23 protein-coding genes and 1 pseudogene are annotated in these 24,434 nt (G+C 68.9%); 15 read left to right on the forward strand and 9 right to left on the reverse strand.

The window, feature by feature from the left end; translation table 11 throughout:
• Positions 1-29: 29 nt before the first annotated feature.
• The gene (locus HC022_RS02650; RefSeq protein WP_008886395.1) at positions 30-824 is read right to left on the reverse strand and encodes a bifunctional 2-polyprenyl-6-hydroxyphenol methylase/3-demethylubiquinol 3-O-methyltransferase UbiG; all 795 of its coding nucleotides are present in this window, start codon (positions 822-824) and stop codon (positions 30-32) included.
• 277 nt (positions 825-1,101) lie between these two features.
• Here HC022_RS02650 and HC022_RS02655 point away from each other — a divergent pair, with 277 nt between their 5' ends.
• Positions 1,102-1,965 carry an N-acetylneuraminate synthase family protein gene (locus tag HC022_RS02655; protein ID WP_254884883.1) on the forward strand — a complete coding sequence of 288 codons (864 nt, stop codon included), beginning with the start codon at positions 1,102-1,104 and terminating at the stop codon, positions 1,963-1,965.
• 98 nt (positions 1,966-2,063) lie between these two features.
• On the opposite strand, the gene HC022_RS02660 is transcribed toward HC022_RS02655, so the two are convergent.
• The 3 genes from HC022_RS02660 to HC022_RS02670 form a co-directional block, all read right to left on the reverse strand.
• Positions 2,064-3,995 (reverse strand): hypothetical protein, encoded by a 1,932-nt coding sequence (locus tag HC022_RS02660; RefSeq protein ID WP_167451231.1) that lies wholly within the window; start codon positions 3,993-3,995, stop codon positions 2,064-2,066.
• Positions 3,996-4,077: 82 nt separating this feature from the next.
• Positions 4,078-4,707: a sulfotransferase gene (locus HC022_RS02665; protein WP_008886363.1), complete on the reverse strand. Its 630-nt coding sequence runs from the start codon at positions 4,705-4,707 to the stop codon at positions 4,078-4,080.
• Between the two features lie 90 nt (positions 4,708-4,797).
• The gene (locus HC022_RS02670; RefSeq protein ID WP_008886420.1) at positions 4,798-5,610 is read right to left on the reverse strand and encodes an ABC transporter permease; all 813 of its coding nucleotides are present in this window, start codon (positions 5,608-5,610) and stop codon (positions 4,798-4,800) included.
• A gap of 71 nt (positions 5,611-5,681) precedes the next feature.
• Here HC022_RS02670 and HC022_RS02675 point away from each other — a divergent pair, with 71 nt between their 5' ends.
• Together HC022_RS02675 and HC022_RS02680 are read left to right on the forward strand one after the other, a co-directional pair.
• Positions 5,682-6,926 carry a sugar transporter gene (locus tag HC022_RS02675; protein WP_175583429.1) on the forward strand — a complete coding sequence of 415 codons (1,245 nt, stop codon included), beginning with the start codon at positions 5,682-5,684 and terminating at the stop codon, positions 6,924-6,926.
• 10 nt (positions 6,927-6,936) lie between these two features.
• The gene (locus HC022_RS02680) at positions 6,937-7,602 is read left to right on the forward strand and encodes an ABC transporter ATP-binding protein (protein ID WP_008886365.1); all 666 of its coding nucleotides are present in this window, start codon (positions 6,937-6,939) and stop codon (positions 7,600-7,602) included.
• A gap of 203 nt (positions 7,603-7,805) precedes the next feature.
• Here the strand turns inward: HC022_RS02680 and HC022_RS02685 are convergent, their stop codons facing one another.
• Positions 7,806-8,480 (reverse strand): VPLPA-CTERM sorting domain-containing protein, encoded by a 675-nt coding sequence (locus HC022_RS02685; RefSeq protein ID WP_167451232.1) that lies wholly within the window; start codon positions 8,478-8,480, stop codon positions 7,806-7,808.
• 212 nt (positions 8,481-8,692) lie between these two features.
• Positions 8,693-8,950 (reverse strand): helix-turn-helix transcriptional regulator, encoded by a 258-nt coding sequence (locus HC022_RS02690; RefSeq protein WP_167451233.1) that lies wholly within the window; start codon positions 8,948-8,950, stop codon positions 8,693-8,695.
• Positions 8,951-9,054: 104 nt separating this feature from the next.
• On the opposite strand from HC022_RS02690, the gene HC022_RS02695 reads away from it, so the two are divergent.
• The 3 genes and pseudogenes from HC022_RS02695 to HC022_RS29770 all read left to right on the forward strand — a co-directional run.
• Entirely contained in the window at positions 9,055-9,249 is a 195-nt protein-coding gene (locus tag HC022_RS02695; protein ID WP_167451234.1) for a hypothetical protein, read from the forward strand.
• Between the two features lie 378 nt (positions 9,250-9,627).
• Positions 9,628-11,874: a calcium-binding protein gene (locus HC022_RS02700; RefSeq protein WP_167451235.1), complete on the forward strand. Its 2,247-nt coding sequence runs from the start codon at positions 9,628-9,630 to the stop codon at positions 11,872-11,874.
• Positions 11,875-12,080: 206 nt separating this feature from the next.
• Positions 12,081-12,347 (forward strand): annotated as a pseudogene (locus tag HC022_RS29770) (DUF2793 domain-containing protein); the annotation flags it as partial.
• A gap of 11 nt (positions 12,348-12,358) precedes the next feature.
• Here the strand turns inward: HC022_RS29770 and HC022_RS02710 are convergent.
• Positions 12,359-12,742 (reverse strand): hypothetical protein, encoded by a 384-nt coding sequence (locus HC022_RS02710; protein WP_167451236.1) that lies wholly within the window; start codon positions 12,740-12,742, stop codon positions 12,359-12,361.
• A gap of 397 nt (positions 12,743-13,139) precedes the next feature.
• Positions 13,140-14,162, reverse strand: coding sequence for a replication initiator protein A (locus tag HC022_RS02715; RefSeq protein WP_167451237.1), 1,023 nt, complete (start codon positions 14,160-14,162; stop codon positions 13,140-13,142).
• A 422-nt stretch (positions 14,163-14,584) separates the two neighbouring features.
• On the opposite strand from HC022_RS02715, the gene HC022_RS02720 reads away from it, so the two are divergent.
• The 9 genes from HC022_RS02720 (at position 14,585) to HC022_RS02760 (ending at position 22,921) form a co-directional block, all read left to right on the forward strand.
• A complete protein-coding gene (locus HC022_RS02720) occupies positions 14,585-15,967 on the forward strand; it encodes an AAA family ATPase (protein WP_008886415.1) in 1,383 nt (460 codons plus the stop codon).
• A gap of 10 nt (positions 15,968-15,977) precedes the next feature.
• Entirely contained in the window at positions 15,978-17,039 is a 1,062-nt protein-coding gene (locus HC022_RS02725; protein ID WP_167451238.1) for a nuclease, read from the forward strand.
• 75 nt (positions 17,040-17,114) lie between these two features.
• Entirely contained in the window at positions 17,115-17,912 is a 798-nt protein-coding gene (locus HC022_RS02730; protein WP_167451239.1) for a glycosyltransferase family A protein, read from the forward strand.
• A 54-nt stretch (positions 17,913-17,966) separates the two neighbouring features.
• Positions 17,967-18,680, forward strand: coding sequence for a sulfotransferase family 2 domain-containing protein (locus HC022_RS02735; RefSeq protein ID WP_167451240.1), 714 nt, complete (start codon positions 17,967-17,969; stop codon positions 18,678-18,680).
• 100 nt (positions 18,681-18,780) lie between these two features.
• Positions 18,781-19,350, forward strand: a complete 570-nt coding sequence (rfbC, locus tag HC022_RS02740; protein WP_040384557.1) for a dTDP-4-dehydrorhamnose 3,5-epimerase — start codon at positions 18,781-18,783, stop codon at positions 19,348-19,350.
• Position 19,351: 1 nt separating this feature from the next.
• The gene (rfbB, locus tag HC022_RS02745) at positions 19,352-20,419 is read left to right on the forward strand and encodes a dTDP-glucose 4,6-dehydratase (protein ID WP_167451241.1); all 1,068 of its coding nucleotides are present in this window, start codon (positions 19,352-19,354) and stop codon (positions 20,417-20,419) included.
• Positions 20,416-21,273 carry a dTDP-4-dehydrorhamnose reductase gene (gene rfbD, locus HC022_RS02750; RefSeq protein WP_167451242.1) on the forward strand — a complete coding sequence of 286 codons (858 nt, stop codon included), beginning with the start codon at positions 20,416-20,418 and terminating at the stop codon, positions 21,271-21,273. The genes rfbB and rfbD overlap by 4 nt, the downstream gene beginning before the upstream one ends.
• Entirely contained in the window at positions 21,270-22,169 is a 900-nt protein-coding gene (gene rfbA, locus HC022_RS02755) for a glucose-1-phosphate thymidylyltransferase RfbA (protein ID WP_008886406.1), read from the forward strand. Before rfbD ends, rfbA begins: the two co-directional genes overlap by 4 nt.
• Positions 22,170-22,171: 2 nt before the next feature.
• On the forward strand, positions 22,172-22,921 hold the full coding sequence (locus HC022_RS02760) for a glycosyltransferase family 2 protein (protein ID WP_167451243.1): 750 nt from the start codon (positions 22,172-22,174) through the stop codon (positions 22,919-22,921).
• 73 nt (positions 22,922-22,994) lie between these two features.
• Here the strand turns inward: HC022_RS02760 and HC022_RS02765 are convergent.
• A partial coding sequence (locus HC022_RS02765; protein WP_217703862.1) for an alpha-2,8-polysialyltransferase family protein occupies positions 22,995-24,434 on the reverse strand: 1,440 nt, incomplete at its 5' end.

Genomic DNA, 24,434 nt, shown 5'->3' on the forward strand with positions numbered 1-24,434 from the left:
TTCCGTCTTTCCGTTCCGCGGATCCGCGTTCAGCGTTTCACGCCGGCATAATGCACGCGGACATTCTCGCGCCACCCCCCGAGCAGGTCGGGCTTGAGCGCATAGCGCCCCTGCCCTCGCACATCCCGGCGGCGTTCGGAATAGTCGAAGTCGGAATAGAGACAGTCGAGGTCGAAGAGCGACTTCAGCCCCGGCGCGGTGAACCGGAAGTAGTCGATGGGACAGGGGTGGTAGCGCCAGGCGAAGAGCGTCGAGTGCACGGTGACGCCGCCGGGGCGCAGCAGGCGGCAGATCTCCTGCCCCGCCAGCCACGGCCGGTCGATGTGCTCGAACACGTCGAAGCTGAAGATGAAGTCGAAACTGCCGTCGGGTATCTGCGGGCAATTGGTGATGTCGCCCGCCATCACCTTGACCCCCTCGGCGCCGGGCGCCTTCTCGAGATCGAGCGCGTGGTAGTCGAAATCCGGGAAATCCCGGTGCCGCGGGTTCAGCCGGCCGCCGATCTCGAGCATCCGCCCGCCGCGCAGCCCGGCCCGCTCGAGCGCCTCGTGGGCGACCTCGCGCACCCGGTCCCAGCGCGGGCTGGCGGATTTCCATTCCTCTCCCAGCGCGGCCAGCCGGCCCGGCAGGTCGTTGTCGAGCTGCGGCGCCATCTTCGCCAGCCCCTCCTCGACCGCCCCGCGCAGGGTCTCGTGCATCTTCTGCTTCGACAGGTGCAGCCCGACACGGGCGTCCACCAGCCGCTTCAACTGCGTCGGATCGACGACGAGCCCCGGGTCCCCGAAGGCACGGTACGCCGCGAGAAGGCGCTTCTTGAAATGCATTGGCTCTTCCAAACAAACTTGATTCCGGATGTTTCCGAATGCAGCCACAACCGCTCGTTTAGTGCAAGAAATCCACTGGCGGAGCCCCGCCCGGGGGCCTCTCGCCCGGGATGAGAGCGTTTGACTTGAAAATATGCGCCCGCTATTTGTCTCCCAGCCAGGAAGGCCGCATCCGGTCCGGTTTTCCCCTGAATGAAAGTTGGATTCCATCCTTATGAGCCAGACCAAATCTCCCGTCCAAGTCATCGCCGAAATCGGATGCAACCACAAAGGCGACATGGAAATCGCCAAGGAACTGATCCGTGTGGCCGCCCATGTCTGCAAGGCCGACGTCGCGAAGTTCCAGAAGCGTCACAACCGCGAGCTGCTGACCGCGGAACAGTACAACACCCCGCACCCGGTGCCCTCCAACGCCTATGGCGACACCTACGGCGCGCACCGTGAATTCCTCGAGTTCACCCCCGAGCAGCACCAGGAGCTGATCGCCGAGTGCAAGGCCAACGGCATCGCCTATTCGACCAGCGTCTGGGACCTGACCTCGGCCAAGGAAATGGCCGTCCTGAACCCGCCGCTGCTCAAGATCCCCTCGGCCACCAACCAGCACTACGACCTGCAGGGCTACCTCTGCGAGAACTACGAGGGCGAGATCCACGTCTCGACCGGCATGTCGACCGGCAATGAAATCGCCGACCTGGTGAAATTCTACGCCGAGCGCGGCCGTGCCAAGGATCTCGTGGTCTACAGCTGCACCTCGGGCTACCCGGTGGCCTTCGAGGACATCTGCCTGTTCGAGATCCGCAACCTGATGGAAAAGTTCGGCACCACCGTGAAGGGCATCGGCTTCTCGGGCCACCACCTCGGCATCGCCGCCGACGTGGCCGCACTCGCCGTGGGCCGCGCCATGGAAGCGGACGGCAAGGGCAAGTTCACCCACATCGAGCGTCACTTCACGCTGGACCGCACCTGGAAGGGCACCGACCACGCCGCGTCGCTCGAGCCCGACGGGCTGCGCCGCCTGTGCCGCGACCTCAAGAACGTCGACCGGGCGCTCGAGTACAAGGGCCAGGAGATCCTGCCCGTCGAGCAGGTCCAGCGCGACAAGCTCAAGTGGGTCAAGGAACAGCACGCCAAGGCCAGCTGAGCCCCCTGACCAGAGACAGGAACGGCCGCCCGGGATCCCCGGGCGGCCGTTTCCGTTTCAGACGCCGCCCGCGCCCGCAGGCGCCGGGCGGTCCCGGGTCAGGTGCCTTCGGCGGGCACCGGCAGGCCGAACTTGCCGAGCCGGGCGCGGAACACCTTGCTGCCGGGGTTGAGCTCGAAGGCATGGGCGGCGGCGGTCTTCGCCGCCTCGGCCTGCCCCAGCCCCTCGAGCGCCAGCGACAGCACGTGATGCGCCCAGGGCCGTTCCGGGGTCTGCACCAGCACCGCCTGCACGTTCTCCAGCGCATCCTGCCAGCGCCCGCACTGGATGCAGAGCTCGGCCACGAACAGCCGGTCGTGCACGTTGAGCACGCCCGCGTCCGGCAGCCCCGCCGCCTCGAGCATCTCCAGCGCCTCGGCCGCGAGGTTCAGCCGCGACATCCCGCGGGCCTTCTCGATCAGGAAGGCCGGGTCGTCGGGGAACCAGTCCAGCGCCCGGTCCACCGCCGCCACGATCTCGGCGAAGCGCTTGTCGCCGCGCAGGAAGGTGATGTAGCGCTGCAGGTAGCGCAGGTTGGTGGGCTCGGCCTCGACCGCCTGGGCGATGAAGGTCTCGGCCTCGGCCCGGTCGCCGGCGCGCTCGCGGATGTAGCTGAGGAAATAGGCCGCCTCGTGCACCGTCGGATCGTCCTCGAGCACCCGCCGGTAGATCGGCTCGGCCTTGTCGTCTTCCTTCTTCTTCTCGAAATGCCGCGCGGTCAGCATCGCCAGCCACGGGTGGGTGAGCGCCCGGGTCTCGAGCTCGGCCAGCAGCTCGGCGCGCAGCGATTCGCGGATGCGGCCGGCGGCGAAGGTCAGGTGCGCCGCCTCGACGAGGTTCTCCTCGACGCAGACCGGCTCGCTGCGGTCGAAGAGCCGGCGCATCGTCGAGACCACGCGCTCTTCCTCGCCGTAATCCTGCTCGTCGATGGCGGCGGTGGCGCGGTTGGCCTGCTTCCAGCCCGTGTTGAGCCCCATGTAGTGGCGCAGCACCAGCCCGCTGGTGTCGGGGTCGGGCTTCATGCCGCCGAAGACGTCATGCACCATCCACTGGTAGCGCTCGGCCACCTTGCCCGGCACGCAGGCCCATTTCTTGCCGCACCAGCCGGTGCCCGAGATGTCGGTCCGGGTGAAATGGTGGTGCCGCGGCGGGCCCAGAACCTCGAAATGCTCGGCGCGGGTATGCGCCATCCAGCGCCCGCGCACCGAGACGTAGCCGGTGGTGCTGGCCTCGACCTTCTCGAAGATGCCGCCGCTGCCGTCCGAGAAGATCAGCTCGTCCACGTCGCATTGCAGCACGCTGCGCGCCCGGTTCAGGCAGCGCCAGCGGGCGTGCTCGAGAAAGGCGCGCTGGCAGAAGGAGCTGTCGGAATTGCCGTCGGTCACCCCCCACTTGAACGGCCAGTGGGTGATGGTCAGCAGCTCCAGCCCCGCGATGTCGCCGAGCGCCCGGTGCAGCTCGTCGAGCGTGTACTCGGTCGAGCCGTTGTCGTAGAGGCAGACCGCGTCGGCGCCATGGACCGTCACGTAGAAGGTGACGAAATCGCGGATCCACTGCAGGTGGTTGTTCTTGTTCACGAAGAGCAGGACGCGCCGGCCCTCGAAGAGCTCGAGCCGCGACGCCGAGGGCGTCACCGTCTGCTCGAAGAGGTCGGTGCGCACGGGCACCGGGGCGGTGACGTCCGGGGTCTCGATGCGGAACATGTCGAGGTTCCAGCGCCGCAGGTGGCGGAAGGGCAGCGCCCGGCCCTGCGCATCGAGGAAACACAGCCCGTGGCGTTTGACCTCGCGGCCCATCTGCGGGCTGATCGCGATGAGCCCGCCCTCGCCATCGTCGAAGATGTCGAAGAGGACGGTCTCGTAGTCGAATTTCTGCTGGAAATGAGGCCCGTGCTGCACCGGATGCCGGAACGGATCCCGGAACGGCGGGGCAAGCGGGTCGATCTGCCCGGTGTATTTCACCGGGGCAATCTGGGCGTATTCAGTGATCATGTCGTGACTGCACCTTGCTCGGTCCGGCCCTGGCGCCCGCGCGGGACGGGCCTGAGGCGCCGGGCCGCGGCCGCGCCTGCCATCAGCTGGCGGCGGCTTCCTTGGTCTTGGCCATGCGCTCGTACTTGCCGCGGCCGTTGTGATGGCCGAAGGCCTCGATGTCGAGCTTGCCGAACTTCGGCTCGAGGAAGGCCCCGAGCTTGTCCGGCGTGTCGGTCTCGATGTTGTAGACCAGCAGGTCGTCGGGACGGTGCATGAAGTGGCGCAGCGCCGCGGCGTGGTGCTCGTGCCATTCCAGGCGCCAGCGGTAGATCACCTCCTCGGCGGTCTCGACCCCGTAGATGCTCATGCAGCGCTCGATCATGCGCGGGTGCTGCACCCGGCTCGAGATCCACTTGTCGCAGTTGCGGGTGTTGAGGATGAAGAGCGAGCCCGGGTAGGCGCGGTCGATGCGCTCGAACTCTTTGAAGGGTTCGATGAAGGTGGTCTCGCTGAGGTAGATCATGTCGCTGAAGACCGTCACCTCGGGGTAGTCCTTGAACAGCGGCACGTCGGCGCCGATGTTGGCGTAGAAGCGCTTGGCGAGGCGGCCGCTGTCCCAGTGCACGCTCTTCAGGCCGTTGGCGTTGAAGAAGCGGTGGAACGAGGTGGTGGCGCACCGGTTGAACCCTATCAGGAAGACCCTCGTCTTCGGCTCGGACTGGTCCTGCATGTTATGCGCTCCCCTGCTGGCTGGCCCTGACTGTCTGCTGTTTACGCATTACTCTTTCGACCCCGTGAAATGAAGTGATAATCCCGCCGCTCAGCGGAACAGCAGGTCCTGATTGTGTCGTCTGAGCAGGAGCATGCCCAGGAACATCGGCACCGCGATCCACACGAAGACGTAGGGCAGCGAGATGTAATGCGGGTGGTAGGCCGAGTAGAACCCGCTGCGCACCATCCCCATGATGTGCACCAGCGGATTGTACCACAGGTACTCGCGCGCCACGCGCGGCAGGTCCTCGTAGACGTAGAGCACCGCCGAGAACAGCATCAGCGGCCGGGTCAGGATGCTCCAGATCGTCTTCCACAGCGGAAACATCAGGAACATGAAGCAGTTGAACGCGCCGACCCCGAAGCCCATCAGGGCAAAGAGCCCGAAGCCCGCGAGGATCGGGCCGAAGTCGACGATCTCGCGCACGTTCTCGAAATAGAAGATCGCCGGCAGCACCACCCCGATCACCATGATCTGGGTCAGCAGCGCCAGCAGGGCGCGAGCCAGCATCGTGTCGACATAGGTGACGCGGGGGTAGCCCAGCAGCGCCTTGTTGTAGGACATCGCGTTCGAGACGCTGCCGGCGACCTCCTGGTAGACCCTGAGCGGAAGAATGCCGGTCGAGTAGAACAGGATGAAGCTGGTGCCGAGCGAGGGCGAGCGCAGCAGCAGCGAGAAGGCGACAGAGAGCATCACGATCATGCCCACAGGCTGCACGACGGCCCAGAGGTAGCCCCCGGGCGAACGCCCGTAGCTGGTTGTCATCTCGCGAAGGACGAGCGCCACGATGGTGCGCAACGTGCGGTAGCGAAGCTGCGGCACCGCCGCGGGGGGCACCGCTGCCAGATCGGTTTGCGTCATTTCCGCTGGAACTCTTCTGCTTTATATAGGATCAGAACCGTCATTTGACCGCGCAGAGTTTGGGCACACACTTGAAGCATGATCAACCCGACTCGTCCGGAGCAGCCACGCCTGCCGCTTCCCAGGACGCTTCCGAGGACACTCCCCGGCCGAAAGCCGCCGCTCCGAAACCCGCCCGGCCCTCTTCCCCGATCGCCCCGCCCGCCGGCCGTGCCCGGCTGAAGCGGCGGCACCTGGCGCTGGTTCTGAGCTTCGTGCTCGCGGTGGTGCTGCCCTCGCTCACCGCCGCCTGGTATCTCTGGACCCAGGCCCAGGACCAGTATGCCTCGCACATGGGCTTCACCGTGCGCCGCGAGGAGGCGCCCTCGGCGGTCGACCTGATCGGCGGGCTCGCCAGCCTGTCCTCGTCGAGCTCCTCTGACAGCGACGTGCTCTACGAGTTCATCCAGTCGCAGGAGCTGGTGAAGCAGGTGGACGAGGCGCTCGACCTGCGCGCGCTCTACTCGCGCCACCACGACGACGATCCGGTGTTCTCGCTGGCCCCCGATGCCAGCATCGAGGACCTGGTGAACTACTGGCAGCGGGTGGTGCAGATCTCCTACGCCCCGGGCACCGGGCTGATCGAGCTGAAGTCGCTGGCCTTCACCCCCGAGGAGGCGCAGGCCGTCGCCACCGAGATCTTCCGGCAGAGCACGCGGATGATCAACGCGCTCTCGGCCATCGCCCGCGAAGACACCATGCGCTACGCCCGCGAGGAGCTCGCGCTGGCGCAGCAGCAGCTCACCGAGGCGCGCCAGGCGCTGACCGCCTACCGCACCCAGAACCAGATCGTCGACCCCAGCGCCGACATCCAGATCCAGATGGGCCTGCTCACCACCCTGCAGCAGCAGCTCGGCAACGAGCTGATCGACTACGACCTGCTGCGCGACAACGCCCAGCCCGGCGATCCGCGCATCGCCCAGGCCGAGCAGCGCATCACCGCGATCCGCAGCCGCATCGAGCAGGAGCGCGCCAAGTTCGGCGGCGGCGGCGATCCCGCCACCGACTATCCCACCATCGTGGCCGAGTTCGAGCGGCTCACCGTCGAGCGCCAGTTCGCCGAGCAGAAATACACCGGCGCCCTGTCGAACTTCGACACCGCGCAGGCCGAGGCGCAGCGCCAGAGCCGCTACCTCGCCGCCTTCGTGCAGCCGACGCTGGCGGAACGCGCGGAATACCCGCGCCGGGCGCTGATCATGGCGCTGGTGGTGCTGCTCACGACCGTGGCCTGGAGCATCCTGGCGCTGATCTACTACTCGCTGCGCGACCGCAAGTGAGGCCGGCGGCATGATCGTCCTGGAGAACCTGACCAAGAGTTTTCCGGTCCGTGGCGGCCGCAAGTACATCACGCGCAACCTCAACATGACCTTCCCGACGGGCAAGGCGGTGGCGCTGATGGGCCGCAACGGCGCGGGCAAGTCGACGCTGCTGCAGATCATCGCCGGCAACATGGGCGCCGATTCCGGCCGGGTGCGCAGCAATGGCGAGATCTCGTTCCCGGTGGGCTTCGCCGGCAGCTTCCACCGCGACCTGACCGGGGCGCAGAACACCCGCTTCATCGCCCGCATCTACGGTGTCGACACCGACGAGCTGCTGGATTTCGTGGCGGGCTTCGCGGGGCTCGGCAACCATCTCTACATGCCGGTGCGCAGCTATTCCTCGGGGATGCGCTCGCGCCTGGCCTTCGGCATCTCCATGGGCATCCAGTTCGACACCTACCTGGTGGACGAGGTGACCTCGGTGGGCGACCGCTCGTTCCGCAGCCGCAGCGCCCAGGTCTTCAAGGACCGCATGCAGCGCTCGGGGGCCATCGTGGTGACCCACTCGATGGGCGAGGTGCGCAACCTCTGCGACGCCGGCGCGGTGATCGAGAACGGGCAGGTGCATTACTTCGACGACATCGAGGACGCCATCGCGCTGCACGTCGAGAACATGGAGCGGCTCGGCAAGTAGCTCCGCCGTCTTGCCCCCCTGCCTGCAGTCTCCCGCCGCGCCTTCCGGCCAGCGACACCGGCCGGAAGGTGCCGCGATACGCGGGAGATTGCGCTCACACTCCGCGAGACATGAGAACGGGCTGCGCCAACTTGCCGCAGCCCGCCCTTGGTCTTCATATGCCCAATCCCATCCTGCGGCGTCTGCCACGGGACGATGGCTGATTAGACCGCCACCCGCTTCTTGCGACGCGAGGCGAACCCGAGCCCACCCAGCGCACCGATGAGCAGGATCCCTGCGGCCGGCAGCGGCACCGGCGTGACCGAGTTCACATAAGAATCGGACGCACCACCGGAAAGCCCCTGAAGATGGAGACCGAAACGCAGTTCGCCCGAGGTCAGTGCACCGATGAGCGACGCGAAGTCCCCAACGACATCGAAGATGAAGCCAGCGGTTTCGCCTTGGTGGATCGAACTACCGGTTCCGGGCACGTCACGTTTGAACATGAAGTTGGAGGAGAAGCCGACGTTGGTCCCTTGGGGCAGCGTGCCACCACCGATGCGATCCATTGCAACGTTGCCAACGGATGTGCTGGCATCGCTGCTCAGCGGCACGTCCGAGAACGAGCTCGGGGCAGAGTTGTCGACGAAGATCGTGCTGATAAAGTAGTTCATCGCCGGAGCGGCCGCGCTCACGATCTGGAAAAGTACCTTTCCAGCGCCGAGGTCAGTCACATCAAGCTTAAAATTCGAAGCATAGGCGTCGCCCGCCGTGCTTCCCCCTGCGATATTGTCGAAGCCGAACGTGACCGCGCTCGCCTGCTGAGATCCACCAAGCAACACCCCTGCGCCGAGCAATCCCGCTATCGCCAAATTTCTAAATCTGGTCAAAAAATTCATGTCAGTTACCCTAAAGCAAAGCCTTCAAGCCAAATTCCTAAAGGCAATATGAAAGTACATAGTCCAAGTATGGCTACACTACCGAATCCGTCTGTTTTTGCAAGAGAACCTCAAGAAAACATCGCGTTTCAGAATTTTGATCCGCGGTTCGGTGGTATTTTCACCTTCCACGCCTGACGGCGCTCCCCGAGGATATTTTGGGGAAGATGAAGTCAGATCCTATGATCTGGCTTGGTCGCCCCCGCGACCTGCTCCAGGATCACGGACGGCACAACACCGATCGCACGGGCAAGAACCACCAGTTCAACGACATCAATCCGGCGCTCGCCACTCTCGATTCTGGCAACCAGAGACTGATGGCACTTGAGGCGCTCAGCCAGTCCGGCCTGCGTCAGGCCCGCGGCTTTCCGGGCGTCGATCAGCGCCTCGCATAAAGCTACATGACCTGTGCTTCTGATCGTCTTCGTCATGTCGCTGCGCCACCCCTTTTGGACGCAAGCGGTAATCTGCTTTTCAGATTATCTAAAAAATAGATAATTCAGCATATTCCAGACCAGCTTCGAGGAGACGCCCCATGAGCCAGCCCCTTCAGCATTCAATGATCCTGACCAGGCTCACCGAGACAGGACAGGCCCTGATGCAACTAAATAGCCGAGGCTATGTCGACATCGAAGCCGCCCGGCGGCTGGTTGCCGAAGGGTTCGCAGAACCAGAGCGCATTCGTGTCGAAATACGGCATCTGAACCGCGCCGGGTTTGCCGGAAGCTGATTGTCGTTAGTTACGCGGCCGTTTTCTCAGTCTCCGGCCCGGGGACGGTGATCGAGAACGGGCGGGAGCATGACTTCGACGACACTTAGGACGCGATCGCGCTGCACCTCGCGAACATGGAGCGGCTCGGCAAGTAGCGCGCCCCTGCCCCGGATCAGGTCCCGGACGCCGCCACGGCTGACATGACTTCCTAAGATTCGACCCGAAATCGCGGCATTGACCACGATCCTGCCGCGATGCCCGCCCGCTTGCGGTCGCGCGGGCGCGCCATGCTCCGTCCCGTCTCCGGCAGCGGCACGGCCCTCCGGCGGCACAGGCGACGGCCCCGAGCAGGGCCGGTGACCGGGCCCCGCGAGGGGCCCCTTCCGGGGCGATGCGATGACCGAGTGGCGGGCTACCCATATCGACGGCCGCGTGGGCGGGCTGGGCGCGATCCCGCCCGAGATCCAGTTCGACCCGGTGACCGGGCGGCTCTACCTGCACGCGGGCGCGGGGCAGGCGCGCGACGCCTTCGCGCTCGGCGGCAACGGGCTGCTCCGCTTCCTGACGGCGCAGGCCGACGGCACCGCCGCGGTCGACCTCGCCGCCCGCGGCATGGTGCTGCGGCTCGACGCGGCGCAGGTCGACCGGGTCGAGAGCGCCGCCGGGGCCGGATCCGCCGGCACCGGCGGCGTCACCTTCGGCCACTCCACCGATCTCTACGCCGGCCAGAGCGGGCTCGCCGCCGATCTCGCGCATCTGCTCGCCACCGGGGCCGGCGGCACGCGGTACTTCATCGCCGCCCTGCACGGCAGCCCGGGGCTCAGCGTGCTGACCCGCGACGCGGGCGGCGACCTCACCGAACTCCGCTACCAGGGCGACCGCGACATCGCCTATCTCTCAGACCCCGTCGCCATGGTCTCGGTCGAGACCGCCGAGGGCACGCTGGTGCTTGCCACCTCCTCCTCGGAGGCCGGGCTCAGCAGCTTCACCCTGCGCCCCGACGGGCGGCTGGTGCTGCGCGACAGCATCGGCGCCGCCGACGGGGTCGGCATCAACACCCCCACCGCGCTGGCGGTCGCCGAGGTCGGCGGCAAGGTGATGGCGCTGCTGGGGGCCGCCGGCACCGGCACGATCTCGGTCTTCGAGGTGGCGGGCTCGGGCGCGCTCCGCCACGTGGGCCAGGCCCTCGACGACAGGGGCAGCTTCTTCCAGGGCTTGTCGGTGCTGCGCACCGCCACCCTCGACGGCACGGTCTACGTGGTGGCGGGCGGCAGCGACGACGGGCTCACGCTCTTCAGCCTGCTGCCCGACGGGCATCTGGTGGAATTGCAGAGCCTCGCCGACAGCACCGCGCTCGGGCTCGACAACGTCAACGCGCTCGAGCTGGTGGCGGCGGAGGGCGTGCTGCACGCCTTCGTCACCTCCGAGACCGGGACCGGCGTCACCCACCTGAGCTGGGCGCCCGATCCCGACGACGGCCAGCACCTGGGCGGCGACCGCTCCGAGGCGCTCTCGGCCGGGGCCGGGGACGACCTGCTGTTCGACGGGGCGGGCAGCGACACGCTCACCGGCGGCACCGGGGCCGATCTCTTCGTGTTCGCCGCCGACGGCAGCCGCGACGTGATCACCGACTTCACCCCCGGGCAGGACATGGTCGACCTCTCGGGCTGGGACTGGCTCTATTCCACCGCGCAGCTCGAGATCACCGCCACCGCCACCGGCGCCGAGATCCGCTACGGCGACGAGCTGCTCGAGCTGCGCACGGCCGACGGCCGCAGCCTCGGCTACGACGACTTCATGGAGACCGACATGCTGGGCCTGCCGCGGGTGCCACGGCCGGTGGTCACCACCGCGGGGCTGCCCTCGACCGAGCGCACGGGCGGCGACGGGGCCGACGTGCTCGACGGCACCATCGGCCACGACCGCCTGTCGGGGAGCGGGGGCAACGACACGATCTTCGGCAACACCGGGGTCGACGAGGTGCATGGCGGGCTCGGCGACGACTGGATCAGCCCCGGCGACGGGGTCGACATCGTGCATGGCGACGGCGGCAACGACACGGTGATCGGGCGCACCGGCTGGGACACGCTCTGGGGCGACGACGGCCACGACCACCTCTACGGCAGCGAGGGGCAGGATGACCTGCACGGCGGCGACGGCAACGACTACCTCTCGGGCGGCTTCGGCTACGACTTCCTCTGGGGCGACGCCGGTGACGACAGCCTCTACGGCAATCTCGGCAACGACAGTCTCGACGGCGGCGCCGGCAACGATGCGCTCTACGGCGCCACCGGCAACGACACGCTGCGCGGCGGCGCGGGCCATGACACGCTCTATTCCTCGCAAGGCGTGGACGAGCTCGAGGGGGGCGCCGGCGACGACCTGCTGTTCGGCGGCAGCCTCGTCGACAGCTTCCACTTCGCCCCCGGCCATGGCCATGACGTGATCGGCGATTTCGAGGCGCATGACCGGCTCTGCCTCGACGCGGCGCTGGTGGGGGGCGCCACCAGTGCGGCCGAGGTGGTGGCGCGCTTCGGCAGCATCCGCGACGGGATGGCGGTGCTGGATTTCGGCGACAGCGAGATCGTCTTCCAGACCGTGACCGATCTCGACCTGCTGGTGCACAGCATCGTGCTGGTCTGAGGGGGCTCGCCCTGCCCCACCACTGCCCTGCCCCGTCGGGGCGGGTGTTTCGCGCGCGAAACTTTCGCAAGGGTTAACGCCCCGCCCGGCGCGGTGACGGGGTCTCAACCGCTTTTCCCGACCCTGCCCCGGCAAGACCTCCCTGCGGGGCCGCCCGGCGCGGCCGTCCCGACAGGACCGTCACGACAGACCGGGAGACCGCCGCAATGCCCGACACCCTGCCCAATCTGGGCCTGCCGCTGCTGGTGCCCTCGCAGGCCCAGAAGACGGTGACCCACAACGAAGCCCTGCTGATCCTCGACAGCCTCGTGCAGCTCGCGGTGCTCGACCGCGACCGGACCGAGCCCCCGGGCCTGCCTGCCCCCGGCGACCGCCACATCGTGGCCGCGCCCGCGGCGGCCGAGTGGTCCGGGCACGACCACAGCATCGCCACCATGACCGAGAGCGGCTGGCGCTACGACCTGCCCGCCCCGGGCTGGATCGGCTACGACCGCGACGCCGGCGCGCTGGTGCTCTTCGACGGCACCGGCTGGGGGCCGCTGCCCCGGCCCGGGCTCACCGCCACCCGCGGCGGCACCGGCGTGAACCCCAGCCCCGACAGCGGCGCCCGGCTCGCGGTCGCCGCCGATGCCAGCCGCTTCAGCCATGACGGCAGCGACCACCGGCTCAGGATCAACAAGGCGGCGCCGGCGGACACCGCCAGCGTGGTGCTGCAGAGCGGCTGGTCGGGCCGGGCCGAGATCGGGCTGGCCGGAGATGACGACCTGTCGCTGAAGGTGAGCCCCGACGGCACCGCCTGGACCGAGGCGCTGCGGCTCGACGCCGCCAGCGGCCATGCCACCGGCGCGGCGATCCAGCAGAGCGCCACCGACACCACCGCGGGCCGGCTGATGCGGGCGGACTGGGGCTATGGCCCCGGCAACCTGCTGGGCCCGGTGGGCGAGAGCGCCGGCATTCCCACCGGCGCGGTGATCGAACACGGCAGCAACGCCGACGGCGATTACGTCCGCTATGCCGACGGCACCCAGATCTGCACCCGCACCCTGACGGGCATCGCGGTCGGCAGCGCCTATGGCAGCCTGTTCCGCAGCGCCGTGCTCACCGCCAGCTACGCCGCGCCCTTCGTCACCCGGCCAACGTGCGCTCGTCGAGCCCCACGCAATGGGGCTGCGCGCTGTGGTCGACCGAGGCCCGCAGCAGCGAGACCGCCGAGCTCATCGCCATCGGGCGCTGGTACTGAGGACAGGGTCCGACAGGCCGGGCGCTCAGCCGCCCCCGACCCGGGTCCGGACGTAGCCGAGAAAGGCGGCGCCCGGGTTGCGCAGGACAGGGCGACCGCTGCGACGCCAGTAGTCCTGCCAGTCGGCCTCGAGCGCGTAGACGTCGCGGCCCGGGGCCAGCTCGCGGGCGCGGTCCAGCACGTCCGGCGACAGCGCCGGGCCGCGCGGGCCGTCGTCCACCACCCCCTTCTGGGTGAAGCGGATGAGATCGCCCGGCTCCTCGGTCATGTCGTAATCGGGCAGGTGGCCGGCGGCGATCATGTCGCGCAGCATCTTGCGGAACACCCGCCGCGGGCTGGCCGAGCCCGACTTCTTCAGCAGCGTGTCGACCGAGACCGTCCAGGCCGGCTGGCGGCCGCAATGCTTGCGGGCGAGCTCGTAGATCCGGCGCTCGAGCGGCTTGCGCAGGCGGAAGTAATCGCGCGAGAGCGTCAGCACCGACTTCGCCATCACCGCCCGGAACAGCCATTCCGACAGGGTGACCGCCACGCTGATCATCCGCCCGCCCCGCGAGCGGCGCACGATCTCCCAGCTCTCGATCAGGCCGAAGCCGCGGGTGACCTCGATCTCGCCGGTGGCGATGTTGGTGGTGATGCGGGTGCCCGCCAGCCGCTCGAAAGCGTCGCGCAGCCGCTTGTAGCCGTCGCCGCTGGTCTCGCGGTTGCTGGCGACCAGCAGATCGTGGGCGCGCAGGTGCAGGGTCCGGCTGACCGCGCGGCCGGCGTTGATCGCCGCCATCAGCTGGCTGACGCAATAGATCAGGATGTCCTTGTCGTGGATCGTCGCGAGCCCCCGCACCGAGGGGGTCACGGTCATCTGCACGCCGTTGTGCTCGTACTCGAGGATGCGCCGGTCGGGCCGCGTCGACAGCGAGAACACCGGGTGCTCCATGGTCGCGAGGTCGTCCTTGGGCAGGGCGTCGAAGATGTCGCAGAGAAAGAAATCCGCGGTGGGATAGCGGTCGGGGAGCAACCCCGGACCGGCTGGCTGTACCGTGCCCTGTGCCATGACTGTCCTGTCCGTATCGTGACGGCCTGCCCGAGCCGCTGTCCCGCCTGTCGCGGGAATCGTGTTTTCATTTACACCAAGGGTAGATTTATCCACAGCCCCCGTCCAGCCCCGCCCCCGCCGCGATCGTGGGATCGGAGTCGCTTTGGCGTGGGATCGGAATCGCCCTATCGTGGGTTCAGAGTCGCATGGGTCGGTCGAGGCGCGCAAAAACCCTGAAATTGCGGCAGGTTAGCGACAGCGCCCCGGTCCCGTAACCATATATCTAACAGAAAAATAACTTGGGGATGGATCGGGCACGTGGCAGGTTGCCTTGAAAACCAAGGGATTTTCCGAAGAAAACACGCACTTGTTCGCAAAACGCTTCCATGTGCCGCTTTTCTTGGTACACTTAGAAAAACACAGCACATCGAGCAGTTTCCGTGACCGAAGACACCCTTCCCCCCTATTTCCGGATCAACCCGGACAAGGCGCTGGCAGAACTGCCGCCGCAGATCGGCACCGCCGAGTTCCAGGCCATCGCCGAGGCCTGCGGCAAGGGCCGCCAGGACCTCGCCTCGCGCGGCATGGACGAGAACGGCCAGAAGACGCTGCGGCTGTTCTCGACCTGGGAGATCACCCGCTACCTGATCCCCGTGGCGCAGGCACATTTCCGCCGGGTGCTGAGACAGAACCCCGAGCTGCCGCAGGGCCGGTCCTCGAGCTCGGGCAGCGCCAAGTGGTTCACCTTCGACGAGGTGCTGCGGCTCCGGGCGCATTTCGCCTCCGAGGGATCCAAGGCCAAGGAATACGCCCCCTACCGCCCCGAGGGCCTGCCCGCCAAGATCGTGGCCGTGGCCAACTTCAAGGGCGGCGTCGGCAAGACCTCGACCGCGGCGCATCTGGCGATGTCGGCGGCGCTCGACGGCTACAAGGTGCTGATGCTCGACCTCGACAGCCAGGGCTCGATGACCTCGATCTTCGGCGGCAAGGTGGCGGACGAATGGCAGACGGCCTTCCCGCTCATCGCCCGGCATTACGCGCTGCACCTGCGGCAGGTGAACCAGCGGCGCATGGACCGGGGCGAGGCGCCGCTGGCGCTCGACGAGACGCTGTCCGAGGCGCTGACCCTCGGCACCCGCGATCTCGTGCAGAAGACCCACTGGCCCAACATCGACCTCCTGGGCGCGCAGCTCAACCTCTACTGGGCCGAGTTCCAGATCCCGGTCTGGCGCATCCAGGGCCAGGGCTGGAAGCTCTGGGACGCGCTCACCGACATGCTCGAGGCGGACGGCATCCTCGACGAGTACGACCTCGTCTTCATCGACACCCCCCCGGCGCTCGGCTACCTGACGATCAACGGGCTGGCGGCGGCGGACATCCTGCTGGTGCCGCTCGGGGCGAGCTTCCTCGAGTTCGACTCGACGGGGCGTTTCTTCGACATGCTGCACTCGACCTTCGCCTCGATCGAGGAGAGCGAGAACATGGCCGCCCGGGCGCTGGGGCGCACCGAGATGGCCTTCGAGTGGGACGCGGTGCAGGCGGTGGTCACCCGCTACGACGACGCCCAGCAGGCCGAGCTGGCGGGGCTGATCCAGGCCTATCTCGGGCGCACGCTGTCGCCCCACCGGCAGGATTTCACCGCGCTCATCGGGCAGGCGGGCGAGCAGGTGAACGGCATCTACGAGGCCGATTACCGCGACTTCAACCGTATGACCTATGCCCGCGGGCGCGAGACCTTCGACAAGACCTACGCGGCCTTCAAGACGCTGCTGCTCGGGGCCTGGCGCCGCGACGAGCTGGCCGAGGCCCAGGCGGCGGAGTGAGGAGAGAGACATGGCCAAGCGCAAGCGACTGACCCCGGCGAGCCCGGATTTCCTCGGCGGCTCCCCTGCCCCGACCGCGTCCCCGGAGGCTTCCCCCACGCCCGCCCCTGCCCCCTCTGGCGGGCCCTCCCCGACGCGGCCGTCGCTGTCGGCGGCGTCGAGCCCGCCGATCGCGCAGGTGGCCGGCGGGGCCGCCCGCAACGCCGCCTTCGAGGAGGTGACCGCGCTGATCACCGAGGCCCGCCGCGAGGGCCGGCTGATCCAGCCGCTGCCGCTTTCCGAGATCGACCCGGGCTACCTGGTGCGCGACCGCCTCTCGGTGCCCGAGGAGGACCAGCAGTCCCTGCGCGAGAGCCTGCGCGCCCGCGGCCAGCAGATGGCCATCGAGGTGGTGGATCTCGGCGAGGGCCGCGAGCCCCGCTACGGGCTGATCTCGGGCTGGCGGCGGCTGTCGTCGCTGCGCGCGCTCTTCGACGAGACCGGCGAGGCGCGGTTCTCGACCGTGCTGGCCCGCATCCGGCCGCCGCAGGCGGCGGGCGAGGCCTATGTCTCGATGGTTGAGGAGAACGAGATCCGGCTCGGGCTCAGCTACTACGAGCGCGCCCGCATCGCCACCAAGGCGGTCGAGGCTGGGGCCTTCGAGCATGACGAGGCGGCGCTCTCGGCGCTCTACGCCTCGGCCTCGCGGCCGCGCCGGTCGAAGATCCGCAGCTTCGCCGAACTGGTGCGCCGGCTCGACGCGCTGCTGCGCTTCCCGGCCTCGCTGGGCGAGCGCATCGGGCTCGAGATGGCCAAGGCGCTGCGCGAGGATCCGGGCTTCGAGGCGCGGCTGGCGGCGGCGCTCGACAAGGCCGCGCCCGAGAGCGCCGAGGCCGAGCAGGAGGCCATCCGCAAGGCGCTGAAGACCCCCGCCGTTTCGCGCGCGAAACGCCCCGAGGCGCCGAAACAGGGTCGCATCTCGGGTCCGGTCGAACTGCACTGGCAGGAGGACCGCGGCGAGATCGTGCTCTCGGGCGCCGGTGTCACCGAAGAGCTGCGGCAGCGGCTCGAGGCCTGGCTGGCCGGGAAATAGGCCCTATCTTGGGGAATGTTTCGCGCGCGAAACGCCCCTTCCCCGACACCCGATCCCGGAAAGACGGCCCCGTTCATGAGTGACAGCGTTGATGGCCTGACGGTCGCGATCTCGGCCATGACCGACCGCCGCGCGGGGCTGGTGCTGCCGCCGCCCTGCCCCGGCCTGCGCTACCTGCTGCTGGTGCAGGAGGCGCGCGGCCCGGCGGATGCGGGCTTTGCGCCGGAGCTGCTCGCGCGGGACGACCTGCGCATCGTGCCGCTGCCGGGGCGCGGGCTCTCGAACAGCCGCAACGCCGCGCTCGAGCTTGCCGAGGATCCCTATCTCGCCTTCTCCGACGACGACCTCGTGCTCGAACCGCGCGGGCTGCTGCTGCTGCGCGACGTGCTGCGCGGCGACGACCGGCTCGACCTCGTGGCCGGCTGGCGGCGCGAGACCCTGCCGCCGCGCGGCCACCGCCGCCACGTGCTGCACCGGCTCAGCCTCTACAACAGCGGCCGGGTCTGCGCGCCCGAGTTCATGGTCCGCCGCGCCGCGGTGCGCCGGCGGGGGGTGCGCTTCGATCCGGGCTTCGGCGTCGGCGCGCCGCTGCCCACGGGCGAGGATTACATCTTCGTCACCGACCTGCTGAAGGCCGGCGCGCGCGGCCTGTCGCTGCCCGTCGTGGCGGGCAGCCATCCGCACCCCAGCACCGGCGACGACTGGCGCGACCCGGAGCTGATGCAGGCCCGCCGCGCGGTGCTGCTGCGGGTCTTCGGCTGGCGCGCGGCGGCGATCCTGCCGCTCTACGCCTGGCGCCACCGGCACCGTTTTGCCTCGCCGCGGGCGGCGCTGGCCTTCGTGTTCGGCGGGCCCGCCCCGGCGGCGGCTTGAATTACCCGCCGGGATGTGACACCTGAAATCGCCCGCAAAGAGGTTCGAAGACGAATGCTGAGCAGCCTATTCCGGCGGACCACGGACCGCCTCGTCCCCCTGAGTGACCGTCACGTCATCTGGCTGCCCGAACACCGGCTGGCCTACCTGCGGGTGCCCAAGGCGGCGAACTCCTCGATCCGCGCGGCGCTCGCGCGGCGCTTCGCCCTGCCCCGCATCGAGGGCATGTCGGCGGCCAACGACCGCTACTGGGTGCAGCTCGACAACAGCCACGCGCGGATCATGTCGCCGGGCACCTTCCAGCACACCGCCGGCACCCGCGACGCCTGGATCTTCAGCTTCGTCCGCCACCCGGTGGCGCGGCTCTACTCGTGCTGGAACAACAAGCTCATCGAGAACGAGGAACTGACCCGGGGCTTCGTCGACATGGGGCTGGTCCGGGGCATGGACTTTGCCGATTTCGTCGCCCGCGTGGCCGAGCTGCCGGACGAGCGCTGCGACATCCACGTGCGCTCGCAGGCCTCGATCCTGCTGCACAACGGCCGGCTGATGCCGGATTTCGTCGGCCGGGTCGAACACACCGACACCGACTGGGAGCACGTGCGCTACGAGGTGCAGATGCGCTGCGGCCGCGACCTGGGCGAGCTGCCGCAGAAGAACGTGCGCGGCGGCGCCGGCGAGGATGCCAACGGCGAGCTGACGCCTGCGGTCGAGGCGCTGATCCGCCGCCGCTTTGCGCAGGATTTCGAGCTCTTCTACCCGGAGTGACGGGGAACCGCCCCGCGGCGCTCGGGGTGGATGACTCGCAGGCAGTGGACTGTTATCGTCCGTGCAGGGCAGGTTTGTTCATTGTCTGGAGGGTATTTTTTTGTTGATTGAAGCAACGCGCTTGCCGGGGGTGGTTATTGTCACGCCCAACCGGTTCGGAGACGCGCGCGGACATTTTTCCGAAGTCTGGAACCGTGACACCCTGAGGGGGCACGCCATCGATATCGAGTTCGTTCAGGACAACCAGTCGCTCAGCCGCGATGTGGGCGTGGTCCGGGGGCTGCATTGCCAGGCCCCGCCGCGCGCGCAGGACAAGCTGGTGCGCGTGGCGCAGGGCGCCATCTTCGACGTGGCGGTGGATGTGCGCCGCGACTCCGAAACCTACGGCCAGTGGGTGGGCGTGGAGCTCTCGGCCGAGAACGGCCGCCAGCTGCTGGTGCCCAGGGGCTTCCTGCACGGCTTCGTCACCCGCGAGCCCGACACGCTGGTGATCTACAAGTGCTCGGACAGCTACGCGCCCGACACCGAGCGTCCGGTGTTCTGGGCGGACCCGGATCTTGCCATCGACTGGGGCATCGACCCGGCGCAGGCGATCCTCTCGGCCAAGGACGCCGAGGCCCCGGCGTTCGCCGCGTTCGAGACGCCTTTCGACGAGCAGGAGCTGAGCTGACATGCGCATTCTCGTAACCGGCGGGGCCGGGTTCATCGGCTCGGCGGTGGTGCGCCGTGCCGTCGCCGACGGCCACGAGGTGATCAACCTCGACGCCCTGACCTACGCCGCCTGTCTCGACAACGTGGCCCCGGTGGCGGATGCCCCGGGCTATGCCTTCGAGCGGGCCGACATCCGCGACCGCGAGGCGCTCGACCGGATCTTCGCCACCCACCGCCCCGAGGCGGTGCTGCATCTTGCCGCCGAAAGCCACGTGGACCGCTCGATCGACGGGCCCGGGGCCTTCATCGACACCAATGTCACCGGCACCTACACGCTGCTGCAGGCAGCGCGGGCCTTCTGGGAGGCGCAGGGCAGGCCCGAGAGCTTCCGCTTCCACCATGTCTCGACCGACGAGGTCTTCGGCACGCTGCCCGGCGGGGCGGGGGCGCCCGAGCGCTTCACCGAAGACACGCCCTATGCGCCGAACAGTCCCTATTCCGCCTCGAAAGCGGCCTCGGACCATCTCGTTCGGGCCTGGCACGAGACCTATGGCCTGCCGGTGGTGCTGACCAACTGCTCGAACAACTACGGCCCCTACCACTTCCCCGAAAAGCTCATCCCGGTGGTGATCCTGAACGCGCTCGCGGGCAAGCCCATCCCGATCTACGGCAAGGGCGAGAACGTCCGCGACTGGCTCTATGTCGAGGATCACGCGGTGGCGCTGCTGACGGTGCTCACCACCGGCAAGGTGGGCCGGAGCTACAACATCGGCGGCGACGCCGAGCGCAGCAACCTCGACCTCGTGCGGACGATCTGCGCCGTGCTCGACCGGCTGGCGCCGGGCGAGGCGCCCTATGCCGGGCTCATCACCTTCGTGACCGACCGCCCCGGCCACGACCTGCGCTATGCCATCGACCCGACCCGGATCCGCGACGAGCTGGGCTGGCGGCCTTCGGTGACGCTCGAGCAGGGGCTCGAACGCACCGTGCAATGGTATCTCGACAACCGCGACTGGTGGCAGGCGCTGCAGGCCCGCGAGGGTGTCGGCCAGCGCCTGGGCCTGAAGACGGTGGGGGGCGCGGCATGACGGTGCTGGTGCTGGGCCGCAGCGGGCAGGTGGCCCGCGAGCTGGCCGCCCTGCCGGGGATGCGCTGCTTGGGGCGCGAGGCGATGGACCTGCGCGACCCGCAGGCCTGCGCCGCGGCGCTGCGCGACATTCCCTGCACCGCGGTGATCAACGCCGCCGCCTGGACGGCGGTGGACAAGGCCGAGAGCGAGGAGGCCGAGGCGCATCTGCTCAACGCCGAGGCGCCGGGCGTCATGGCCCGCGCCGCCGCCGAGCTGGGGCTGCCCTTCGTGCAGATCTCGACCGACTACGTCTTCGACGGGGCCGGAACAGAGCCGCATACGCCCGACGACCCCGTGGCGCCGCCAAACGCCTACGGCCGCACCAAGCTGGCCGGTGAAGAGGCGGTGGCCGGGGCAGGGGGCGCCCATGCCATCCTGCGCACCAGCTGGGTGTTCTCGGCCCATGGCGCGAACTTCCCCCGCACCATGCTGCGGCTCGGACGCGAGCGCGACAGGCTCACCATCGTCGCCGACCAGGTGGGCGGGCCGACCTTCGCGGGCGACATCGCGCGGGCCTGTGCCGCCATCGCGGCGCAGCTGCAAACCAGACCCGAAGACAGCGGGCTCTCTCACTACCGCGGCGCTCCCGACGTCAGCTGGGCGGATTTCGCGCGCGAGATCTTTGCCCGGGCCGGCATCTCCTGCGCCGTCGAGGACATTCCCACCAGCGCCTATCCGACCCCGGCGGTGCGTCCGCTCAATTCACGGCTCGACTGTTCCGCCACGAAACGTATCTTCGGCCTCGACAGGCCCGACTGGAAGGCGGGGCTCGCCACCATGCTGCAACAGATCGCAGAGGAGGAAAGCCGATGACGGCGCGCAAGGGGATCATTCTGGCCGGCGGCACCGGATCGCGGCTGTTCCCGATCACGGTGGCGGTGTCCAAGCAGCTGATGCCGGTCTACGACAAGCCGATGATCTACTACCCGCTGAGCGTGCTGATGCTGGCGGGCATCCGCGAGATCGCGGTGATCACCACGCCGCAGGACGCCGCCCAGTTCCAGCGCGCGCTGGGGGACGGCAGCCAGTGGGGGCTCTCGCTCAGCTACATCGCGCAGCCCAGGCCCGAGGGTCTGGCGCAGGCCTACCTGCTGGCCGAGCCGTTCCTCGACGGCGCGCCGTCCTGCATGGTGCTCGGCGACAACATCTTCTTCGGTCACGGCCTGCCCGAGCTGCTGGCGGCGGCGGATGGGCGCGAGACCGGCGGCACGGTCTTCGGCTACCACGTCTCGGATCCGCAGCGGTACGGCGTGGTGGCGATGGACGCCGACGGCCGGGCGACCCGGATTGTCGAGAAGCCCGAGATGCCGCCCTCGAACTTCGCGGTGACCGGGCTTTACTTCCTCGACGGCTCGGCGCCGGACCGGGCGCGCGACATCACCCCCAGCGCCCGCGGCGAGCTCGAGATCACCGACCTGCTGACCACCTATCTCGACGAGGGGGCGCTGCAGGTCGAGCGCATGGGCCGCGGCTTCGCCTGGCTCGACACCGGCACGCACGAGAGCCTGCTCGACGCTGGCAACTTCGTGCGCACGCTGCAGAACCGGCAGGCGATGCAGACCGGCTGCCTCGAAGAGATCGCCTACGGGCGCGGCTGGATCGACCGGGCGGGGCTCGAACGCGGCGCCGAGGCCATGGGCAAGAGCACCTACGGGCGCTACCTGCGCGAGCTGCTGGCCGAGGATGCCGGAGGGGGGCAGGGCGCCTGACCATGTCCCCCCGGAACGACCCGCCGCAGGTCTCGGTCATCCTGCCGGCCTACAATGCCGAGGCCTTCCTGTCGCGCGCCGTGGAATCGGTGCGCAACCAGAGCTTCCCGGACTGGGAACTGCTGGTGGTCGACGACGGCTCGCGCGACGGCACCGCGGCGCTGGCCGAGGCCGCGGCGGCCTCGGACCCGCGCATCCGGGCGGTGATCTCGCCGCGAAACGCCGGGGCGGCGGCGGCCCGCAACCGCGGGCTGGCAGAGGCGCGCGGGCGCTACATCGCCTATCTCGACGCCGATGACGAATGGCTGCCCGAGAAGCTCTCGGAGCAGCTCGCCCACCTGCAGGCGACCGGCGCGAGCTTCGGCTACTGCGGCTTCTGGCGGATCATCCGCGGCCAGCGCCGGCGCATCCACGTGCCGGCGCAGGTGACCCGGGCGGAACTGCTCTACGGCAATGTCATCGGCTGCTTCACCGCGATCTACGACAGCTCGGTGCTGGGCAAGGTGGCGATGCCGGACTTTCCGCTGTCGCACGACTACGCGCTCTGGCTCGACCTGCTCGAACGCGGGCCGGCGGTGGGCATCGACCGACCGCTGGCGATCTACCACCGGCAGGAGCGCTCGCTGTCGTCGAATCCGTGGCGCTCGGCCCGGGGCACCTGGGAGGTGTTCCGCGACCACCTGCAGCTGTCACGGGGGCAGGCGGCGCTCTGTCTCGGCAGCCACCTGGCGCGACGCGTGCTGCGCGGCTGAGGGCCGGCAGGGCGCGTTCGGGCCTGTTCAGGGTCGAAAGGCGCGCCCGGGACACCTGGACGCGCGGGCCGTGTCAGGAGCGCAGCTTCTTCCAGAACGAGGGACGGCCGCTGCCGTTCGGCGGGTTGCGCCGGGCGCTGCCCTTCTTCTCGCGCACCGCCGCCTCGTGCAGCGGGCGGATGCGGTCGCTGCGCTCGCGGTAGCGCCCGCCGCTCTCCTTTTCGGCGGTCTCGACTATCTTCATGTGCCGGCTCGAGGTCGGCGTGTTTTCCAGTGCCTGGTACGAGATCTCGAAGGCCTCGGCGGCCTGGCCCTCGGCCAGCAGCCGCTCGGCCTTGTCGAGCGCGCGCGCGCCCCTGGCTTGCGGGGCCGGTGCGGCGGCGGGCCGGTGCGGGGCGGGTTTCGGCGGCGATTTCGGTGCCGGTGCCGCGGTCGGGGTCACCGGTGCTGCCGCCGCCTGCGCTGGGGCGGGGGTCGGCGCCGAGGCCGCGGGCGCCGGGACTTGCCCGGTGGCGGCAAGCGCCGCCTCGTGCAGCGGGCGGATCTCGTCGTACTGGTGCCGGTAGAGCCCGCCCAGCGTCTCGCTGGCGGCGCGCAGCACCTTCATGTGCCGGGTCGATCCGGGGGTCTTCCGCAGCGCCTTGAAGGAGATGAAGAAGGCCTCGGTGGCCTCGCCCTCGGCCAGCAGGCGCTCGGCCTTGTCGAGCGGGCGCTCGGCGGGCCGGGCCGCGGGCGCCGGGGCGCTGACCGTCACCGGCGCCGGGATCTGCACCTCGGGGTAGAGCCTCGAGGCCTCGACCCGCCGGCCGCGGATCGCGCATTGCCGGAAGCTCGCGTGGTCGAGCGCGTCCAGCTTGGCGATGCGGGCGCGGGCGGCGCTCTCGATCGGGTCCTCGGGCTCTTCCGGCAGGGCCAGCAGCGCGGTCTTCTCGGCCTGGGTGCGGGCCAGCAGCTTGGGCTGCATTCCGGCGGAGAGCAGGTCGATCTTGGCCTGCAGGGTCTCGAGCGGCAGCTCGGCGCGGCGGCTGGCGATCTCGGGGAAGCCGTAGTGGATCAGCGCCGCGGGCACGCGGTTGCTGTTCTCGTAGGGCTTCAGCCGCTGCAGGAAGGGCAGGGTGTCGTAGCTGTAGGCCTCGATGCCGAACATCTCGCGCGCGGTGGCGAGCCCGGTGGAGAACACCGAGGCGATGAAGGCCGGCCGGTAGTGCATCAGGAATTCCTCCATCAGCGGGCCGGTGTCGAGGATGCGCAGGTTGAAGTCGCGCAGCCTGGGCGAGGTCTTGAGTGCATGCAGCAGCCCGGTCGAGAAGGTCGGGTGCGGCTTGAAGAAGACGGTGTCGCCGTTGCCCTTGTTGAGCAGGCTGCAGATGTTCAGCGCCTGCGCGTAGAGCTCGACCTCTTCCTCTGGGGTGCAGAGGTTCAGCCCCGAGAGATACTGTCCGAGGAACACCGGCGCGCCGTCGAGCCCCTCGGCACCCAGATCGGCCTTCGTGACGGTGCTGAGCGCCTCGAG

The organism is Salipiger sp. HF18 (genome assembly GCF_011806505.1).
Lineage (GTDB): Bacteria > Pseudomonadota > Alphaproteobacteria > Rhodobacterales > Rhodobacteraceae > Salipiger > Salipiger thiooxidans.

What these genes read in the sequence shown, in the direction of transcription:
- HC022_RS02650 (WP_008886395.1), bottom strand. Translation starts at nt 824, where the DNA reads ATGCATTTCAAGAAGCGCCTTCTCGCGGCGTACCGTGCCTTCGGGGAC.
- HC022_RS02655 (WP_254884883.1), top strand. Translation starts at nt 1,102, where the DNA reads ATGGAAATCGCCAAGGAACTGATCCGTGTGGCCGCCCATGTCTGCAAG.
- HC022_RS02660 (WP_167451231.1), bottom strand. Translation starts at nt 3,995, where the DNA reads ATGATCACTGAATACGCCCAGATTGCCCCGGTGAAATACACCGGGCAG.
- HC022_RS02665 (WP_008886363.1), bottom strand. Translation starts at nt 4,707, where the DNA reads ATGCAGGACCAGTCCGAGCCGAAGACGAGGGTCTTCCTGATAGGGTTC.
- HC022_RS02670 (WP_008886420.1), bottom strand. Translation starts at nt 5,610, where the DNA reads ATGACGCAAACCGATCTGGCAGCGGTGCCCCCCGCGGCGGTGCCGCAG.
- HC022_RS02680 (WP_008886365.1), top strand. Translation starts at nt 6,937, where the DNA reads ATGATCGTCCTGGAGAACCTGACCAAGAGTTTTCCGGTCCGTGGCGGC.
- HC022_RS02685 (WP_167451232.1), bottom strand. Translation starts at nt 8,480, where the DNA reads ATGAATTTTTTGACCAGATTTAGAAATTTGGCGATAGCGGGATTGCTC.
- HC022_RS02690 (WP_167451233.1), bottom strand. Translation starts at nt 8,950, where the DNA reads ATGACGAAGACGATCAGAAGCACAGGTCATGTAGCTTTATGCGAGGCG.
- HC022_RS02695 (WP_167451234.1), top strand. Translation starts at nt 9,055, where the DNA reads ATGAGCCAGCCCCTTCAGCATTCAATGATCCTGACCAGGCTCACCGAG.
- HC022_RS02700 (WP_167451235.1), top strand. Translation starts at nt 9,628, where the DNA reads ATGACCGAGTGGCGGGCTACCCATATCGACGGCCGCGTGGGCGGGCTG.
- HC022_RS02715 (WP_167451237.1), bottom strand. Translation starts at nt 14,162, where the DNA reads ATGGCACAGGGCACGGTACAGCCAGCCGGTCCGGGGTTGCTCCCCGAC.
- HC022_RS02725 (WP_167451238.1), top strand. Translation starts at nt 15,978, where the DNA reads ATGGCCAAGCGCAAGCGACTGACCCCGGCGAGCCCGGATTTCCTCGGC.
- HC022_RS02730 (WP_167451239.1), top strand. Translation starts at nt 17,115, where the DNA reads ATGAGTGACAGCGTTGATGGCCTGACGGTCGCGATCTCGGCCATGACC.
- HC022_RS02735 (WP_167451240.1), top strand. Translation starts at nt 17,967, where the DNA reads ATGCTGAGCAGCCTATTCCGGCGGACCACGGACCGCCTCGTCCCCCTG.
- rfbB (WP_167451241.1), top strand. Translation starts at nt 19,352, where the DNA reads ATGCGCATTCTCGTAACCGGCGGGGCCGGGTTCATCGGCTCGGCGGTG.
- rfbD (WP_167451242.1), top strand. Translation starts at nt 20,416, where the DNA reads ATGACGGTGCTGGTGCTGGGCCGCAGCGGGCAGGTGGCCCGCGAGCTG.
- rfbA (WP_008886406.1), top strand. Translation starts at nt 21,270, where the DNA reads ATGACGGCGCGCAAGGGGATCATTCTGGCCGGCGGCACCGGATCGCGG.
- HC022_RS02760 (WP_167451243.1), top strand. Translation starts at nt 22,172, where the DNA reads ATGTCCCCCCGGAACGACCCGCCGCAGGTCTCGGTCATCCTGCCGGCC.